This is a genomic window from Sphingomonas sp. GM_Shp_2, from assembly GCF_026540875.1.
Lineage (GTDB): Bacteria > Pseudomonadota > Alphaproteobacteria > Sphingomonadales > Sphingomonadaceae > Sphingomonas > Sphingomonas carotinifaciens.
The window spans coordinates 1-16,122 of the sequence record NZ_JALNUQ010000026.1 but is presented as its reverse complement, the minus strand read 5'-3'; the positions used below and the strand labels follow the sequence as shown (position 1 = coordinate 16,122).

18 protein-coding genes are annotated in these 16,122 nt (G+C 66.3%); 9 read left to right on the top strand and 9 right to left on the bottom strand.

Annotated elements, in window-relative coordinates; genetic code table 11:
- Positions 1 to 39: 39 nt before the first annotated feature.
- From OXR08_RS10525 to OXR08_RS10510, 4 genes are read right to left on the bottom strand one after another with little or no spacing between them, the layout of a single operon-like run.
- Positions 40 to 432, bottom strand: coding sequence for a hypothetical protein (locus OXR08_RS10525; RefSeq protein WP_175580850.1), 393 nt, complete (start codon positions 430 to 432; stop codon positions 40 to 42).
- Between the two features lie 3 nt (positions 433 to 435).
- Complete coding sequence (locus OXR08_RS10520) at positions 436 to 768, bottom strand: DUF3618 domain-containing protein (protein WP_112383207.1); 333 nt, start codon at positions 766 to 768, stop codon at positions 436 to 438.
- Positions 765 to 1,136, bottom strand: a complete 372-nt coding sequence (locus OXR08_RS10515; protein WP_267349682.1) for a phage holin family protein — start codon at positions 1,134 to 1,136, stop codon at positions 765 to 767. Before OXR08_RS10515 ends, OXR08_RS10520 begins: the two co-directional genes overlap by 4 nt.
- Positions 1,136 to 1,657 (bottom strand): hypothetical protein, encoded by a 522-nt coding sequence (locus tag OXR08_RS10510; RefSeq protein ID WP_267349632.1) that lies wholly within the window; start codon positions 1,655 to 1,657, stop codon positions 1,136 to 1,138. Before OXR08_RS10510 ends, OXR08_RS10515 begins: the two co-directional genes overlap by 1 nt.
- A gap of 138 nt (positions 1,658 to 1,795) precedes the next feature.
- On the opposite strand from OXR08_RS10510, the gene eno reads away from it, so the two are divergent.
- Positions 1,796 to 3,076, top strand: coding sequence for a phosphopyruvate hydratase (eno, locus tag OXR08_RS10505; protein ID WP_267349630.1), 1,281 nt, complete (start codon positions 1,796 to 1,798; stop codon positions 3,074 to 3,076).
- Between the two features lie 71 nt (positions 3,077 to 3,147).
- Positions 3,148 to 3,429, top strand: coding sequence for a septum formation initiator family protein (locus OXR08_RS10500; RefSeq protein WP_235904105.1), 282 nt, complete (start codon positions 3,148 to 3,150; stop codon positions 3,427 to 3,429).
- Positions 3,430 to 3,463: 34 nt separating this feature from the next.
- Here the strand turns inward: OXR08_RS10500 and OXR08_RS10495 are convergent, their stop codons facing one another.
- A complete protein-coding gene (locus OXR08_RS10495) occupies positions 3,464 to 4,291 on the bottom strand; it encodes an alpha/beta hydrolase (protein ID WP_267349628.1) in 828 nt (275 codons plus the stop codon).
- 79 nt (positions 4,292 to 4,370) lie between these two features.
- On the bottom strand, positions 4,371 to 5,765 hold the full coding sequence (locus tag OXR08_RS10490; protein ID WP_267349679.1) for an MFS transporter: 1,395 nt from the start codon (positions 5,763 to 5,765) through the stop codon (positions 4,371 to 4,373).
- A gap of 96 nt (positions 5,766 to 5,861) precedes the next feature.
- Here OXR08_RS10490 and OXR08_RS10485 point away from each other — a divergent pair, with 96 nt between their 5' ends.
- Positions 5,862 to 7,994 carry a prolyl oligopeptidase family serine peptidase gene (locus OXR08_RS10485; protein ID WP_267349626.1) on the top strand — a complete coding sequence of 711 codons (2,133 nt, stop codon included), beginning with the start codon at positions 5,862 to 5,864 and terminating at the stop codon, positions 7,992 to 7,994.
- A 154-nt stretch (positions 7,995 to 8,148) separates the two neighbouring features.
- Here OXR08_RS10485 and OXR08_RS10480 read toward each other — a convergent pair whose 3' ends face one another.
- Positions 8,149 to 8,643, bottom strand: a complete 495-nt coding sequence (locus OXR08_RS10480; RefSeq protein ID WP_267349624.1) for a hypothetical protein — start codon at positions 8,641 to 8,643, stop codon at positions 8,149 to 8,151.
- Between the two features lie 113 nt (positions 8,644 to 8,756).
- Here OXR08_RS10480 and OXR08_RS10475 point away from each other — a divergent pair, with 113 nt between their 5' ends.
- The 3 genes from OXR08_RS10475 (at position 8,757) to OXR08_RS10465 (ending at position 10,685) form a co-directional block, all read left to right on the top strand.
- Entirely contained in the window at positions 8,757 to 9,098 is a 342-nt protein-coding gene (locus OXR08_RS10475) for a hypothetical protein (RefSeq protein ID WP_112383366.1), read from the top strand.
- A 145-nt stretch (positions 9,099 to 9,243) separates the two neighbouring features.
- On the top strand, positions 9,244 to 10,248 hold the full coding sequence (locus tag OXR08_RS10470) for a sensor histidine kinase (RefSeq protein WP_267349622.1): 1,005 nt from the start codon (positions 9,244 to 9,246) through the stop codon (positions 10,246 to 10,248).
- A 47-nt stretch (positions 10,249 to 10,295) separates the two neighbouring features.
- On the top strand, positions 10,296 to 10,685 hold the full coding sequence (locus OXR08_RS10465) for a response regulator (protein ID WP_267349620.1): 390 nt from the start codon (positions 10,296 to 10,298) through the stop codon (positions 10,683 to 10,685).
- Here OXR08_RS10465 and OXR08_RS10460 read toward each other — a convergent pair.
- Together OXR08_RS10460 and OXR08_RS10455 are read right to left on the bottom strand one after the other, a co-directional pair.
- Positions 10,651 to 11,211, bottom strand: coding sequence for a glycine zipper 2TM domain-containing protein (locus tag OXR08_RS10460; RefSeq protein WP_267349618.1), 561 nt, complete (start codon positions 11,209 to 11,211; stop codon positions 10,651 to 10,653). The two genes, OXR08_RS10465 and OXR08_RS10460, sit on opposite strands and share 35 nt — an antisense overlap.
- 78 nt (positions 11,212 to 11,289) lie before the next feature.
- A complete protein-coding gene (locus OXR08_RS10455) occupies positions 11,290 to 13,569 on the bottom strand; it encodes a UvrD-helicase domain-containing protein (RefSeq protein ID WP_112383216.1) in 2,280 nt (759 codons plus the stop codon).
- 171 nt (positions 13,570 to 13,740) lie between these two features.
- On the opposite strand from OXR08_RS10455, the gene OXR08_RS10450 reads away from it, so the two are divergent.
- The 3 genes from OXR08_RS10450 to OXR08_RS10440 form a co-directional block, all read left to right on the top strand.
- Positions 13,741 to 14,052 carry a UrcA family protein gene (locus OXR08_RS10450; protein ID WP_267349615.1) on the top strand — a complete coding sequence of 104 codons (312 nt, stop codon included), beginning with the start codon at positions 13,741 to 13,743 and terminating at the stop codon, positions 14,050 to 14,052.
- Positions 14,053 to 14,127: 75 nt separating this feature from the next.
- Entirely contained in the window at positions 14,128 to 15,771 is a 1,644-nt protein-coding gene (locus OXR08_RS10445) for an inorganic phosphate transporter (protein ID WP_149682953.1), read from the top strand.
- 38 nt (positions 15,772 to 15,809) lie between these two features.
- Positions 15,810 to 16,122 (top strand): MFS transporter (locus tag OXR08_RS10440; RefSeq protein ID WP_267349614.1); only part of this gene is annotated, 313 nt, incomplete at its 3' end.

The following is a 16,122-nucleotide window of genomic DNA, read 5'->3' as shown; positions in this document are numbered from 1 at the left end:
GACCGGGAACGTGGTGGAACACGTCCCCGGTGCGCGCCCTCAGTGCTGGCGTGCCGATTGTGCGGCGGCGGTGCCGGCCGAACCGGCCGCCTTCGCGACGTCCGACAGGATCGACTTTGCGCGGTCCTTGGCCGCGTCCTTGGTCAATCCGCGCTGATCCAGCTCCTGCATGCCGGCTTCGCGAGCGGCCTGAGTGGCGGTCTTCACCGTTTCCGTGAGCTTGCGGCCCAGCGGGGCGAGCAGCGCCTTTTCGCGGGTGGAGCGCGGGATCAACGCCCCGACCAGCGCGCCCACGGCAAGACCACCCACCAGGATGCCGAGCGGGTTGGTTTCGATACGCGTCGCCGCCTGATGGGCGACATCGGCCGCCTTGTCCTTGGCTGCCTGCGTGCGGTCGGTGTGCGACGTATCGGCGTTAGAGGTGTCGGTCATGGATCACTCCTTCTCGGCAGCGGACCGGCCCCGCAAGGCGGGGTGTTTCGCTGGAATGTCATTGTTCTTGGGGCGGCGGCGGATCATGCGGCAAAGCGGCTTGCGGATAAGGAACAGGCCGAGCAGGCCGGTGGCCCCGGCGACAACGCCCGGATTGCGCCGGGCGTTGTCGACGCCGGTATGTACCGCCTGCAGGCCGGCCTCCTTGGCCTCGCGCGCGAGCAGCTTGGGGTCGAGCCGGGCCTGCAACTGGCCGACGGTGTTGGACAGCCGTTCGCGTGCGGCAGCGGCCTGCGCCTCTGCATCGGCGAGGTGACGTACGGGCTCGTCGCTCATTCGCCATGCTCCGGCAGGATGGGTTGCTTCATGCGCGACTTGCCGATCATGGCCAGGATGCCGGCCGCGACCAGCACCACGACGACGACAACGGCGGTGGCACCGAGAGGCCCGATCAGCGTCGCGAGCGACAATATCAACCCGACGAGCAGCGCGATCAGCCCTGCGAGGGCGAGAACGCCCGCCGCGACGAAGAATATGGCGGCAGACTTGTACCGCGATACCCGTTCCAGGCCGCGTGCCTTGTACAGCGCGATCTCCGCGCCGACCAGGTTGCGACTGTCGTCGACGAGCCGCCCGACCAGTGTGGTCAGCGTCTCGCCCTCATCCGCGGGGGCGGGGGGCCGGATAGGCGACGACGCCTGCATCACGCGTCGCGCGGGTCCAGACCCGACTGAACGACGCGGGCGGCGACGAAGCCGAGCGCCGCAGCCACACCGATGGCGACCGCCGGACTGTTCCGCACGAAGGCGCGGGCATCGTCCAGAAGATCGTCGATCTGCTTGTCCTTGATCTGGCCGGAGAAGCCGGTGACCGTATCGGCGGCCGAACGGGCATATTGGCCATATTGCTCGCCCAGCTTCTCATCGACCTGTGCGGCGGCATCGGTCAGCAACTGCGCGAACTGATCGAGCGCATTGCCGGCGCGGGCCTTGCCGTCATCGGCGAGTGCATAGATCTTGTCGGTCGCCTGCTGCTGCACCTTGGCGGCACCATCCTTGATCGCCTGCTTCGGGCTGGTCGAGGTTGTGCCATCCGTGGCACCGCTGCTCGTCCCGCTTTCGGCGGAAGCGTTTGATTCCGGGTTGAAATTCACGCCCGCGGTCTTCAGCGGCGCTGCCGGTTCGAACCCGGTCGCTGCCGGCGGTGTGGTGTCGTTGTCGGCCATGACGGAACCCTTTCTTTTGCGGTTCGCAGCTTAACCCCGTCAGTGGAAACGAGGTTCCATCGTGGTCGCAATTGCCCTGAACGCGTGTGCGAGATACAGCCGCCCGCGACCACACGGGCATTTTAGGAGCTTCGTTACGTGACCGCAATCATCGACATCCACGGGCGCCAGATCCTGGACAGCCGCGGCAACCCCACCGTCGAGGTCGACGTGTTGCTGGAAGACGGCAGCTTCGGACGCGCCGCCGTACCCTCGGGCGCCTCGACCGGTGCGCACGAAGCCGTTGAAAAGCGGGATGGGGACAAGAGCCGGTGGATGGGCAAGGGTGTCGATCAGGCGATCGATGCGGTGAACGACGAGATCGCGCAGGCGGTGATCGGTCTGGACGCCGAGGACCAGGCCGATCTGGACCGCGTGATGATCGAGCTGGACGGCACCGAGAACAAGGGCCGGCTGGGCGCGAACGCGATCCTGGGCGTCAGCCTGGCGGTGGCCAAGGCCGCAGCCGAGGCCCGTGGCCTGCCGCTTTATAAATATGTCGGCGGCGTCTCTGCCCATTTGTTGCCGGTGCCGATGATGAACATCATCAACGGCGGCGAACATGCCGACAATCCGATCGATTTCCAGGAATTCATGATCATGCCGGTCGGCGCTTCCAACATCCTGGAAGCGGTGCGCTGCGGGTCGGAGATCTTTCACACGCTGAAGAAGGCGCTGCACGACAAGGGGCTGGCGACGGGCGTGGGCGACGAGGGCGGTTTCGCCCCCAATATCGCATCGACGACCGACGCGCTCGACTTCATCATGTCGGCGGTCGAAAAGGCCGGGTACAAGCCGGGTGACGACGTGATGCTGGCGCTGGACTGTGCCGCGACCGAGTTCTTCAAGAACGGCAAGTACGACATTTCCGGCGAGAACAAGATCCTGTCGAGCCACGAGATGGCCGAATATCTGGCCGACCTGACCCGGCGCTATCCGATCCTGTCGATCGAGGACGGCATGGCCGAGGATGATTTCGAAGGCTGGAAGGCGCTGACCGACCTGATCGGCGACAAGGTGCAGCTGGTTGGCGACGATCTGTTCGTCACCAACCCGAAGCGCCTGAAGCAGGGCATCGAGGACGGCCTTGCCAACTCGCTGCTCGTCAAGGTCAACCAGATCGGCACGCTGACCGAGACGATGGAAGCGGTGTCGATGGCGCACCGCGCGCGCTACACCGCGGTCATGTCGCACCGTTCGGGCGAGACCGAGGACGCGACGATCGCCGATCTGGCGGTCGCCACCAATTGCGGACAGATCAAGACGGGCAGTCTGGCGCGCTCGGACCGGCTCGCCAAGTACAACCAGCTGATCCGTATCGAGGAGGAACTGGGCGACTCGGCGCGCTATGCGGGCCGTGACGTCCTGTTCACGCGATAAGCCACTTGATCCGGGGCGGCGGGCGCACGAAAATGGCAGGCGTGAAGAAGCCGTCCCCTTTCCGCAAGACGATGCGCCGGGCCGCGTGGCCGGCGCTCGGGCTGACGTTGATCGCGTTTTTCGGCGCCTATGCGGTGCTGGGGCGCAACGGTCTGCTCGCCTATGGCGACTATCAGCAGCAACTGGCGAAGCGCGAACGCTATTATGCGACGCTGGATCAGAAGCGCACCGTGCTGAAGAACCGGGTGGCACTGCTCGACCCCGATCACGCCAATCCGGACATGGTGGACGAGATGGTTCGCAAGGAACTGAACGTCACGCACCCTGACGAGGTGATCGTTCCACTGAAATGACAAAGGGCCGGCAGCGATGCCGGCCCCTTTATCGTCAGCGACCCAGGAAGGTCAGCAGGTCGTGCGTCAGCCGCTCGCCATGCGTGACGTTCAGGCCGTGCGGGGCGCCGTCATATTCCACCAGCTGCGCGCCCGGAATGCCGGCCGCCGCGGCACGCCCCGACGGATCGATCGGCACCGTCTGGTCGCTGGTGCCGTGGATGATGAGGGTCGGCACGCGGAACGACGCCAGATCGGGGCGGAAATCGGTGTGACCGAACGCTTCCGCACAGGCCAGGGTCGGCTTCAACCCGCCCTGCATCGCCACCGCCGTGGCCCAGTCCAACGCATCGTCGCTGACCGGGCTGGTCAGGTATCCAACGCCGAAGAACTGCTTGAAGAAGGTATCGCGGAAGAAGTGCGGGCGGTCGTCCTGGATGCCCTGTGCGATCTGCTGCAGCATCGATTCCGGTACGCCGTCGGGATTGTCGTCCGTCTTGAGCATATAGGGCACGACAGAGGCGACCAGGGCGGCGGCCACGACACCCTTGCCCTGATGGCGGCTCATGTAGCGGGCGACCTCGCCGCCCCCCATCGAGAAGCCGACCAACGTGACGTCCTGCGTCGCGCCCGTCGCTTCCAGCACGTCCGCCAGATCGTCGGCCAGCGTGTCGTAATCATAGCCCGACCAGGGCTGGCCGGACCGTCCGAAGCCGCGCCGGTCATAGGCGATGGCGCGGAAACCGGCATCGGCCAGCGCCATCATCTGCGGGTCCCACATATCCGACGACAGCGGCCAGCCATGCAGCAGGACGACCGGGCGGCCCGATCCCCAGTCCTTGACGTAGATGTCCGTCCCGTCGCGGGTTTTCACATAGGGCATGATCGTCTCCTGGCTCCAAAAGTTCGCAGCGCCAACGGATCGAACGATGCCCCGTTCCGGTCGGGCCGGGCTTGGTCCTTTAGCGGACCTGTGCGCCCGGCTGGACGTCGTCGGCTTCGAGCCCTTGGGGGTTGCGGATCGAGGGGCGCAGGCGGGCAAGGCTGCACAGCCCGGCGACCAGCGCCAGTCCGGCGGCGATCAGCGCGGGGCCGCTTCCACCGCCGATCCCCATCGCCAGAAGGGCCGCGACCAGCGTGGCGCCCGTCGTCTGTCCCACCATGCGCGTGGTGGAGATGAGCCCGCCGGCCGCCGCTGCCCGCTCCCGCGGGGTAGAGCCGATGATGAGCCGGGCGTTGGGGGACAGAAACATCCCGAACCCCGCGCCGCATAGTGCCATCCGCCATGCGACATCACCATAATCCGGCTGGGCGGGCAGGAAGGCAAGCAGGCAGAGCGCGCCGATGGCGATGGTCATGCCGATACCACCGAGCAGCCCGGCGGGATAGCGGTCCGAGAGCCACCCGGCCAGCGGTGCCACGATCATGGTGGTCAGCGGCCACGGCGCGATCATCGCCCCCACCTCCGACGGCGACAGGCCATAGGCGTGCTGGAGGCGGAAGGGGAGCGACAGGAGCAGCGTCATCGATGCCACGAACGCGGTGAAGGCGCCGAGCGTGGACAGCGCCAGCACCGGTCGGCCGAGCAGATCGACCGGCAGGATCGGCGCGATCTCGCCCCGCTCGCGGCGGATGAAGATGACGCCGGTGAAGATGCCGAGTGCGACGATCGCGGCGGACACGATCGGACTGTCGCCGTGCACGGCCGTTTCCAGGCCGCCGATGATGAGCCCGAACATGGCGGCGCACAGCACGCCGCCCAGAACGTCGAATGGTTCCTCCCCGCGGGGCGGCTCGGGCAAGGCGCGGCCGAGCACCAGCGACAGGATGGCAAAGGGCACCGCGCTGGCGAACACCCAGGGCCACGGCGCGACGCCGAGGATCAGGCCGCCCAGCGTCGGCGCCAGTGCCGCGGAACTGGACACCACGACCGAATTGACGCCCAGCCCGCGGCCAAGCTGGCGAGCGGGATAGATCGACCGGACAAGCGCGGAGGACACGCTGAGCGCCGCCGCCGCCCCCGCTGCCTGCGCGACGCGCACCACCAGCAGGAATGGCAGGCTCTTGGCAAAGAAGCACAGCACGGTGGCGACGGTGAAGACGAGTTGCCCGGTCTGATACATCCGCTTCAGCCCGATCCGGTTGCCCAGGCCCGAGAAGGGCAGGAGCAGCATGACCAGGGTCAATTGATAGACGGTGACGACCGACACCGCCGCGCTGGAGCCGACGCCCAGATCGCGGGCGATGGTGGGTAGCGCCACGGTGGCGATCGCGCCGTCGATCACGACCAGTGCCGTACCGGCAGAGATCGCGGCGATCGCAACGAAGCGGCGGGGAGTGGGCAGGCCATCGTGCATCATGACGCCCTTAACCCATTGCCGGCCAACCGGGTGCATTGCATCGACGGAAATACGGCGCCACAACTGACCCATTGTGCCGGTAAGGAGATTTTGATGCGTGGTTGGCGATTTCTGGCAGCGGCGAGCCTGATGACGGGCATGGTAGCGGGCGACGCCGGTGTGGCCCAGACGGCAGCGGCGAACGATCCATATATCTGGCTGGAAGACAAGGACGGCGCGAAGGCGCTGGCCTGGGTGGAGGCAGAGAATGCCAAGACGCTGCCCCGGTTGCAGAACGATCCCCGCTACAAGACCTTCTACGCCGAGGCGCTGGCGATCGCGTCGGCCAAGGACCGTATCCCCATGCCCGAGCAACTGGCGGGCAAGATCCTAAACTTCTGGCGCGATGCGGATCATCCGCAGGGGCTGTGGCGCTGGACGAGCGAGGCGGACTATGCCTCGGCCACGCCGCGCTGGACGACGTTGATCGACCTGGACAAGCTGAGCCAGGCGGAAGGCAAGAAGTGGGTCTGGAAGGGGGCAAGCTGCCTCCAGCCGGAGGAGCGGCTGTGCCTGATCGCCCTGTCCGAGGGTGGCGAGGACGCGATCAGCTACCGCGAATTCGACCTTGAGGCGGGGCGGTTCGTGGAGAACGGCTTTGCCTTGCCGACCTCCAAACAAGGTGCGGCATGGCTGGACAAGGACACGCTGCTGGTCAGCCGCGACTGGGGCGCCGGCAGCATGACCCAGTCCAGCTACCCGTTCGTCGTCAAGATGGTGAAGCGCGGCCAGCCGCTATCCGCCGCGACCGAACTGTACCGCGGCGCGCCGGGTGATCAGTTGGGCACCTATGCCGGGGTGATGACCGATGCCAAGGGCAACAAGCTGGTGCTGATGCAGCGACGCCAGGCGTTTTTCGGCGGCGACACCTCGGTATGGACCCCGGAAGGGGGCACGAAGAAGCTGGACATTCCGGCCCGCGCGCATGTCGTCGGCATGATCGACGGCCGCGTGATCTTCGAGACGAGCGATCCCTGGGGATCGATCGCGCCCGGTACCGTCGCCTGGGCGCCGCTGGCCGAGGTACAGCGCGGAACAGTGCGTCCGCAGGTGCTGTTCGCGCCGAGCGCGACGCAGGCGGTGCAGGGTGTCAGCACGACGCAGAACCGCGTCATCGTGACCTATATCGACAACGTACAGGGCCGCGCGAGCGTCTTTGCGCCCAGCGGTACCGGCTGGACGTCGCGTGCGGTGACGGTGCCCGAGAATGTCAGCATCGGCGTGGCGTCCACGACCGATCGCAGCGACCATGTCTTTCTGGCGGTGAACGGCTTTACCACGCCCACCACGCTGTCCACCTTCGACGCTGCGGGCAATGCCCCGCCGCGCACGATCAAGAGCCTGCCGCCGCGCTTCGACGCGCAGGGCGTTGCCGTTCACCAATATCAGGCGACGTCGAGCGATGGCACCAAGGTGCCCTACTTCGTCGTTCTGCCCAAGGGTGTGAAGCTCGACGGCACGACGCCGACGCTGATGACCGCCTATGGCGGTTTCGAGATCGCGCGTCTGCCGACCTATCTGGGGTCGACCGGCAAGATGTGGACGGAGCGGGGCGGTGCGTTCGTGCTCGCCAATATCCGCGGCGGCGGCGAGTTCGGGCCGAAATGGCATGACGCGGGCCGCAAGACCAAGCGCCAGATCATCTATGACGATTTCGTCGCGGTGGCGAACGACCTGACCGCGCGCAAGATTACGAGCTCGCAAAAGCTGGGCATCTATGGCGGCTCCAATGGCGGCCTGCTGATGGGGGTCGAGTTCACCCAGCGGCCCGATCTGTGGAAGGCGGTGACGATCCAGGTGCCGCTGCTCGACATGGTGCGCTATGAACAGATTGCCGCTGGCTCCTCCTGGGTCGATGAATATGGGTCGGTAGCCAATCCGGCGGAGAAGGCGTTCCTGGAGAAGATCTCGCCCTATGCGAATATCCGCAAAGGGGTCGCCTATCCCGAGCCCTATATCTGGACCACGACCAAGGACGACCGCGTCGGCCCGCAGCATGCCCGCAAGTTTGCGGCGCGGCTGGGAGAATATGGTCTTCCCTACCTGTTCTACGAGGACACGGCGGGTGGACATTCGGGCGATGCCGACATTGGGCAGGGCGCCCGGTTGCAGGCGCTGCAGACCACCTATTTCGCTCAAAAGCTGATGGGGCCGGCAACGGCCGGAGCGGCCACCGCAGCCCGGTAGACTGTTTGCGAAAGCCTTCATGGCCACGGATGCGGCCAGGATTAAACGAGCAGGGGAACTGCGCCGCAGGGTGCAGTTCTCCTGATAAATGGGCGGGGCGCATGTCGGTGGATGCCAGGCCGGCAGAGCGACCCCTCCCACCGTTTCTGCGGCATCAGGTGTGGAGTGCCGCCGCGAGTTGCGCCTTGGTCATCCTCGATCGGCCGGGCACGTTCCGGCGCCGGGCCTCCTGATACAGTTCTGCCTTGCTGCGGTGATCGCGGAACGGTGCGGTCTTGGCGGCGATGTCCTCGGGTTGGGCGGAGAATTGCTTGCCCTTGGCGCGATCGGCCTTTTTGCGCGCGGTGGTGCGGCGATATTCGTCGTCCGATAGCGAGTCGCGTGCAGCCTTGGGCAGATAGCGCTCACCGGTGTCGCCGCTCTTCTTGCCCGACTTCGTTCCCCAGTCTTCCTTGGTCCATTGATGCAGGCTGTTGTCCGCGTCGGGCTTGCCCTTGTAGGTGCCGCCACGCTTCTTGTACGCGGCAACCGCCATCTGTGCCTTACGGGCGGACCATTCGCCCTTTCGGCCGCCCTTTGCGCCGGCGGTGATCTCCGCCTTGACGGTTTCCCACAGATCCGGGTCGGTGCGCTCGGCGGTGTCGGTCATGGCGGATTGAACCCGCACGACACTCGTGCGTTCCGCCGCCTTGATGCGGCAAATGTTACGCATTGGTCTTGCTGCATTGCAGCGATGCGGGCAGAAGCGAGGGCATGACCGACATGACGACGATCGAGCGCAGTCCGGCAGAGCCGGCGGCGGGCGCTCCTGCGATCATCTTCGAGGCGATCGTGAAGCTGCGCGCGGTGGCTGCGACCTATAATCGCGGGGACGTGACGCTGGCGCCGCACGCCATCTACACGCGGCACGGCGAGCTTTACGTCGACGCGACCACGCTGGAGCGCGACGGGCGGCCGCCCAAGGAGGAGAAGCTGGGTACGTTCAAGCTGGCCGGACTGGGGGCATTGCGCCTGACGCCGCGCCGCTTCACGACCAGTTCGCTGTTTCTGGCGCATGATCCCAAATATGCCGGCGTGCTGCTGATGGCGGTCGAAGCGGGCTGATCACACGGCGGCAATAGTTTCAATTCGGACGTAAACCATTGCCGCAAGGCCCTTTCGGTCCTATGCCTCTTGTCGGTGCGGGGGAGCACGGGGGCAAGGGCCGTTGAGTGGTGACACACGCCAAGCTGTAACCGCATGGCCGGACATGGCCACGATCGCCCATATCCGGCCCGTCGAAACCGTCCTGGGGCCATTTTCTGCTTGGCCGCCCGAATTGCAGAGCGCGGCTGGCATGGTGCTGACCATGGGTGTGCCGGCGGCGCTGGTGTGGGGCGTCGGGTTGGTCACGATCCACAATGCAGCCTTCGCGCAACTGATCGGCCTCGATGCGAACGGGCAGGCTTTCGACGCCATATGGGCTGGGCACTGGCCTGGCTGTGCCGCCGTGGTGGAACAGGTGCGGCGCGGCGAGACGGTGAAGGGAGATGATCGCCCGATCGCGTTGCACCGGGACGATCCGGACGAGGTGGCCTCCTGCTCCTATGCGTGCAGCCCGGTTCGCGATGCGAAGGGGCAGGTTGCCGGCTTCATCGACATCCTGATCGAAACATCCGAAGCCATGCGGGCACGGGCCGAAATGGTCATGCTCAATCGCGAGCTGGGCCACCGGCTGAAGAACACGATGGCGATGGTCGGGGCGATCGCGTCGCAATCGCTGAAGGGCGTGGTCGAGCGCGAAGCCGTGGAAATCTTTCAGGCGCGCATCGTCGCGTTGGGCCATGCCCATGACGTGCTGTTGCAGGAGAACTGGGCGGCGGCGCCGATCGAGACGGTGGTCGACACGGCGTTGCGGCTGCATGACGACAGCGAGCGCTTCGCGGTTACAGGGGCGCCAGTGCAACTGGGATCGCGCGCGGTATTGTCGCTGTCGCTGCTGCTTCACGAACTGGCGACAAATGCGGTGAAACATGGCGCGCTGTCCGTGGCGGGCGGTCATGTCGACCTGAGTTGGCGGGTCGATGGCGAGGACCTGTGCCTGGACTGGATCGAGCGCGGCGGGCCGGCGGTGGTCGCGCCGGCGCGCGGCGGCTTCGGCTCCCGCCTGATCGGCATGGGGCTGGTGGGCACCGGGCATGTCGAGCGCCACTTCCATCCCACGGGTTTTGCGGCACATTTCCGTGCCCCTTTGGTACAGGTACAGCAGACGTAAAGCTTGAGGCGGGTAGCGGGCGGACCCTACACCGCTACCGAACCGCCATGACCATGTCCGCCATCCCTCCTGTGATCCTCGTTGTGGCAGATCAGCCCTTGCTGAGCCTTGCTGCGGTGGATCTGGCGGAACAGGCGGGGTTCATGGTGGTGACGGCTGGCGATGCGCAGGATGCCGTCGCAATGCTCGCCAAGCGGAGCGATATCGCGATCGTGCTTGCCGATCTGGACCGGCCGGGCAGGGCGCGTGGCGCCGAACTGGCCGCGGTGATTGCCCGGCAATGGCCGACGGTCCGCGTTCTTGTTCTCACCGATCGCGTCGATCAGATGCCGGGAGAGGTGGCGACACCGACGATCATCCGGCCCTGTGCGGACCGGGTGATCGTCGCCGCGCTGACGGCGCTCAGCGGCAGCGGATCTGCCGGTTCTGGTCGATAGACCGCCCCGCCAACGCACCCGCGGCGCCGCCCAGCAACGTCCCCACCACCCGACTGCGCCCGCCATCGATGACATTGCCCAGGATACCGCCGGCTGCACCGCCGACGATCAGTCCGGTGGTGCCGTCCGAACGGCGGCAGTAATAGCGCCCGTCGGTGCCGGCATAGACACGCTCGTCGGACGACAGAGTCCGCTCCCGGTAATCGCCGCTGCGATAATCTGGCGCCGGATCGTAAAAGGGTTCGTCCCCGTCATAGCCATCGGCCGGAATGGCCGGCGCCGCGCGGTAGCCGCCGGGCCCGGCCTGCGACTGGTATCGCCCATCGTCCCGCGCGCCGGGGAACTCCCGGTAATCGTCACCCGCGCGGCGCGACTGATACAGATCCACCTCCTGCCGGTAGCGCTGATATTCGCGGTCGAAACGCTCCTGCGCGGCGCGGAAGCGGGCTTCATCCGACGCGCTTTGGGCGGCGGCTGGCGTCGCGGCAGCGACCAGGGTGATGGCGAGCAGGAGCGAGGTCTTCATGGGTGCGGTCCTCTGGCGCCCGACGGCCGGGCGACCAGAGCGATACGGACGGCCATCGATACGGTTCCTGAACGACGCTCAGCCAGGCGTGACGAAGCTGTCCATCACCCGCTTGCGACCGGCCTGCTCGAAGTCGATCTCCAGCTTGTTGCCCTCGATCGCGGCGATCACGCCATAGCCGAACTTCTGGTGGAAGACGCGCTGGCCGAGCGAAACATCGCTACGCCCCTTGTTGCCCAGGCTGACCGCGCTCGCGCGGGCCTCCACGATCCGCTGCGGCTTGGTGGAGAAGGTCGAGTTGGTGGCGGCGGCACGCTGCCAGCCGGGTCCGCGACCGGTGCCGCGCGAAACGTCGGCAAAGGGATCGGCATGTTCGGTCCAGTTGGCCCGCCACAGGCTCTCGCCACCCGACATCGTCGTCTCCGCATCGATATGCTCGGGCGGCAGTTCGGCGACGAAGCGGCTGGGCAGGCTGGATGTCCATTGCCCATAGATGCGGCGATTGGCCGCATGGAGGATCGTCGCCCGGCGCCGCGCGCGGGTGATCCCGACATAGGCGAGGCGGCGTTCCTCCTCCAGGCTGCGCGTGCCACCCTCGTCCAGCGCACGCTGTGACGGGAACAGGCCTTCCTCCCAGCCCGCCAGGAACACGGTGTCGAATTCGAGGCCCTTGGCCGCGTGCATCGTCATGATCGTGATCTGCGGCTCGCGCGCGGCGCCCTCGGTATCCATGACCAGACTGACATGGTCGAGGAACGCGCCGAGCGACTCGTAATCCTCCATCGCACGGACGAGTTCGGACAGGTTCTCCAGCCGGCCGGCGGCTTCGGCCGACTTCTCGGCCTGCCACATCGCGGTGTAGCCGCTTTCATCGAGCAGCTGGCGGGCCAGTTCGGCATGGGGCAGGTCGCGCGCCATGTCGCGCCAGCGGGCGATATCGCCGACCAGATTGCCGAGCGAGCGACGCGCCTGCGGCGTCAGTTCATCGGTGTCGAGGATCCGCGCGGAGGCGATGGTAAGCGGCACGCGTTCGGCGCGGGCAAGCTGATGAATCTTGGCCAGCGCCTTGTCGCCCAGCCCTCGCTTGGGGACATTGACGATGCGCTCGAAAGCCAGATCGTCGGCCGGCTGGTTGACGACGCGCAGATAAGCGAGCGCATCGCGGATTTCGGCACGCTCGTAGAAGCGCAGGCCCCCGACGATCCGATAGGGCAGGCCGATCGCGATAAACCGGTCCTCGAACTCGCGGGTCTGGTGCTGTGCGCGGACCAGGATGGCGATATTGTCGAGCGAGGTGCCGTCCCGGCGTGCCGCCTCGATCTCCTCGCCGACCCGGCGCGCCTCCTCCGGCCCGTCCCAGACACCCAGCACCCGAACCTTCTCGCCAACATCGAGTTCGGTCCACAGCGTCTTGCCGAGGCGCCCACCGTTGTTGGCGATCACGCCGGACGCGGCGCCAAGGATGTGGGGGGTCGAGCGGTAATTCTGTTCGAGGCGGATGACCTTTGCGCCCGGGAAGTCCTTTTCGAACTTCAGGATGTTCTCGACCTGGGCACCCCGCCACGAATAAATGGATTGGTCATCGTCCCCGACGCAGGCGATGTTGCGCCGGGCCTGGGCCAGCAGGCGCAGCCACAGATACTGGACGCTGTTGGTGTCCTGATACTCGTCCACCATGATATAGCGGAAGCGCTGCTGATAGGCTTCCAGCACCTCGCGGTTGGTGCGCAGGACGGTCAGCATGTGGAGCAGCAGGTCGCCAAAGTCGCAGGCGTTCACCGCGCGAAGCCGCGTCTGATATTGTTCGTACAGTTCGCCGCCGCGGCCATTGGCGTAGCGTTCGCTCTCCCCTGCATCGACGTCGCCGGGCGTGAGGCCCTTGTTTTTCCATTCGTCGATCAGGCCGGCGAGACTGCGCGCGGGGAACCGCTTCTCGTCGATATCGGCCGCGATGATGAGCTGTTTCAGCAAGCGCAACTGATCGTCGGTGTCGAGGATGGTGAAGTTTGACTGGAGCCCGACCAGTTCGGCGTGGCGTCGCAGCATCTTCGCGCCGATGGCGTGAAAGGTGCCCAGCCACGGCATTCCCTCCACGGCTTCACCGACAAGACGGCCGACGCGCTCGCGCATCTCTCGCGCCGCACGGTTGGTGAAGGTGACGGCCAGGATTTCCGACGGCCACGCCTTGCGCGTGTAGAGCAGGTGCGCCAGCCGCGCGGTCAGCGCCGCGGTCTTGCCGGTGCCCGCGCCGGCCAGCATCAGCACCGGGCCATCGGTGGTCAACACCGCCTCGCGCTGCTGATCGTTCAGGTTGCGCAGATAGGGCGGATCGGCGGGCGTCGGCTGGGGTAGACTCATCGGCGAACAGGTAGGGAACGACGCGCCAAGGAGCAAGCGCGACCAACACGTCACGGCGCTGACGCATGATCGTAGCGGGCACGCAACGAATCGCAGCTAACGGCGTCGTGGTGTGCCGATGACCGGGCGTGAAGGCCGGCAGAACAGGCACCATCCACAGGAGCCACCATCATGAATAGCCTTATTCCAACTGCCCTTGCGGCGGCGTTGTTCGCGTGCCTGCCGTCCGCCGCCGTCGCGCAGGATCGTCAGCCCGTGCGCGTCCAGGTGCGTCACGGCGATCTTGATCTTTCCCGTGCCGATCACCGTGCCATGTTGGACACGCGGGTGCGCCGTGCCGCGCACACCGCCTGCGGTCAGCAGGGACGCGAGTTGAAGGTGATCGCGGACATCCGCCGGTGCGAAGCGGAGATGCGGCGCGATGGATCGGTTCAGATCGCTGCTCTGGCGGCACGGGCGCCCGTTGCGCTGGCCGGTCGCTGACATCCCGTATCGAATCGGGACGTACCGCTAATCCATGTCATCATTCTGTCACCCAAGGGGCGCAGGCCGCATTCCATGACAAGCATTGCGCTGGATCGTGGGGACGCGCCTGCGTCCACTCACAGGGGGCCCCGGCTGGATGGCGGATGGCATCCGGGGGGACGCTGGGCTTTTCTGGCATTGCTGATCGGCGGGCTGGCCTATGCCGGGGTGAGCGTGGCCGCCGACACGGCCGAGGTGGGCGCGCCCCTGGCGGGCGGCGTGTTTCTGTTCCTCGGGCTGGCGCTGCTGATCGCGCTCGGCTTCGAATTCGTGAACGGCTTCCACGATACCGCCAACGCCGTGGCGACCGTGATCTATACGCATGCATTGCCCGCCCCCGTGGCGGTGGTGTGGTCGGGGGTGTTCAACTTCCTGGGCGTCATGGCCTCGAGCGGGGCGGTCGCCTATTCCATCATCACCCTGCTTCCCATCGACCTGATCCTGCACGTCGGCTCTCTCGGCGGCTTTGCCATGATCTTCGCGCTGCTACTCGCGGCCGTGCTGTGGAACCTGGCGACATGGTTCGTCGGACTGCCCAACTCCTCCAGTCACGCCCTGATCGGGTCGATTCTAGGTGTGGGGCTGGCCCATCAGTGGCTGACTGCTGCGCCCGGATCGGGCGTGGACGGCGCGCAGGTGCGCAAGGTGCTGTCTGCCTTGTTGTTCAGCCCGGTGGTCGGTTTCGTCGGCGCGATGCTGTTGCTGCTGGTGATGAAGCGCTTCCTGAAGAACCCGGTGCTGTACCGCGAACCCGTAGGGCAAACGCCGCCGCCAAAGGGCATTCGTGCGCTGCTGATCTTTACCTGCAGCGCGGTCAGCTTCGCGCATGGCGGCAATGACGGGCAGAAGGGCATGGGGCTCATCATGCTGATCCTGATCGGCTGCGCGCCAACCGCCTATGCGCTCAACCGAACAATGCCGGAAAGCGCCACCTCCGCCTTTGTGGCGACTGCCGAGGCCGCGGCGCGCGCCTATGCCGACAAGGCGGGCACGACGCTGCCGACCGTCGACGCGGCACGGGGAACGATCACCGAGGCCCTGCGCCTGAAACACGTGGCGAAACCGGCGGTCTATGCCGGGCTGGCAACGCTGTCCCGCGATGTCGCCGCCCGGATCGACGATTACGGCGCATTGAGCAAGGTGCCCGCGGCGGCAGTGCCGAACCTGCGCAACGACATGTATCTGGTCTTCGACGCGACCAAGCTGGTGGTGGCCGATCCCGCCGCTCAGGCACGGTTCACCGCAGCGGAAGTCGCGACGCTGAAATCCTATGACGAGGGTCTGGAGCGTGGCACGCGCTACATTCCATTCTGGGTAAAGGTGACGGTCGCGCTTGCCCTGGGGCTGGGCACGATGGTCGGCTGGCGGCGGATCGTGGTGACGGTCGGCGAGAAGATCGGGAAGACGCACCTGACCTATGGCATGGGTGCGGCGGCCGAGCTGATGGCGGCTTCCACCATCCTGCTCGCGGAACGCTTCGGCGCCCCGGTATCGACGACCCATATCCTGTCGTCCGGCGTGGCGGGTGCATCGGTGGCGAACGGCGCCGGACTGCAGCGGCGTACGATCCGCAACATGGCGTTGGCTTGGCTGATGACGCTGCCCGCGGCTATGCTGCTTTCCGGCTTGCTCTACTGGCTGTTGCTGGGTTTCGTGAGGGTTGTCGGCGCCGCGTGAACGTTTGCATTGGCACGGGACTGGGCTAGGCCGGGGGCATGGATAGTCCTGCCTCACACCGCCGCATCCTGCTTGCCAGTCTGACCGGAACCGCGGTCGAATTCTACGACTTCTATATCTATGCGACGGCGGCGGCGCTGGTGTTCGGGCCGTTGTTCTTCCCGGCATCATCCCCGGCGGCACAGTTGATGCTGTCCTATGCCAGTTTCGGTTTGGCGTTTGTGGCGCGGCCGGTGGGGGCGGTGGCTTTCGGGCATTTCGGGGATCGGGTCGGGCGTAAGTCGACGCTGGTGGCGAGTCTGATGCTGATGGGAGGGTCGACGGTCGCGATCGCGTTCCTGCCGACCTATG

Excerpts from the sequence above, each read along its gene's own strand:
- OXR08_RS10525 (WP_175580850.1), bottom strand. The coding sequence starts at position 432 with ATGACCGACACCTCTAACGCCGATACGTCGCACACCGACCGCACGCAG.
- OXR08_RS10520 (WP_112383207.1), bottom strand. The coding sequence starts at position 768 with ATGAGCGACGAGCCCGTACGTCACCTCGCCGATGCAGAGGCGCAGGCC.
- OXR08_RS10515 (WP_267349682.1), bottom strand. The coding sequence starts at position 1,136 with ATGCAGGCGTCGTCGCCTATCCGGCCCCCCGCCCCCGCGGATGAGGGC.
- OXR08_RS10510 (WP_267349632.1), bottom strand. The coding sequence starts at position 1,657 with ATGGCCGACAACGACACCACACCGCCGGCAGCGACCGGGTTCGAACCG.
- OXR08_RS10500 (WP_235904105.1), top strand. The coding sequence starts at position 3,148 with ATGCGCCGGGCCGCGTGGCCGGCGCTCGGGCTGACGTTGATCGCGTTT.
- OXR08_RS10495 (WP_267349628.1), bottom strand. The coding sequence starts at position 4,291 with ATGCCCTATGTGAAAACCCGCGACGGGACGGACATCTACGTCAAGGAC.
- OXR08_RS10490 (WP_267349679.1), bottom strand. The coding sequence starts at position 5,765 with ATGCACGATGGCCTGCCCACTCCCCGCCGCTTCGTTGCGATCGCCGCG.
- OXR08_RS10485 (WP_267349626.1), top strand. The coding sequence starts at position 5,862 with ATGCGTGGTTGGCGATTTCTGGCAGCGGCGAGCCTGATGACGGGCATG.
- OXR08_RS10480 (WP_267349624.1), bottom strand. The coding sequence starts at position 8,643 with ATGACCGACACCGCCGAGCGCACCGACCCGGATCTGTGGGAAACCGTC.
- OXR08_RS10475 (WP_112383366.1), top strand. The coding sequence starts at position 8,757 with ATGACGACGATCGAGCGCAGTCCGGCAGAGCCGGCGGCGGGCGCTCCT.
- OXR08_RS10470 (WP_267349622.1), top strand. The coding sequence starts at position 9,244 with ATGGCCACGATCGCCCATATCCGGCCCGTCGAAACCGTCCTGGGGCCA.
- OXR08_RS10465 (WP_267349620.1), top strand. The coding sequence starts at position 10,296 with ATGACCATGTCCGCCATCCCTCCTGTGATCCTCGTTGTGGCAGATCAG.
- OXR08_RS10460 (WP_267349618.1), bottom strand. The coding sequence starts at position 11,211 with ATGAAGACCTCGCTCCTGCTCGCCATCACCCTGGTCGCTGCCGCGACG.
- OXR08_RS10455 (WP_112383216.1), bottom strand. The coding sequence starts at position 13,569 with ATGAGTCTACCCCAGCCGACGCCCGCCGATCCGCCCTATCTGCGCAAC.
- OXR08_RS10450 (WP_267349615.1), top strand. The coding sequence starts at position 13,741 with ATGAATAGCCTTATTCCAACTGCCCTTGCGGCGGCGTTGTTCGCGTGC.
- OXR08_RS10445 (WP_149682953.1), top strand. The coding sequence starts at position 14,128 with ATGACAAGCATTGCGCTGGATCGTGGGGACGCGCCTGCGTCCACTCAC.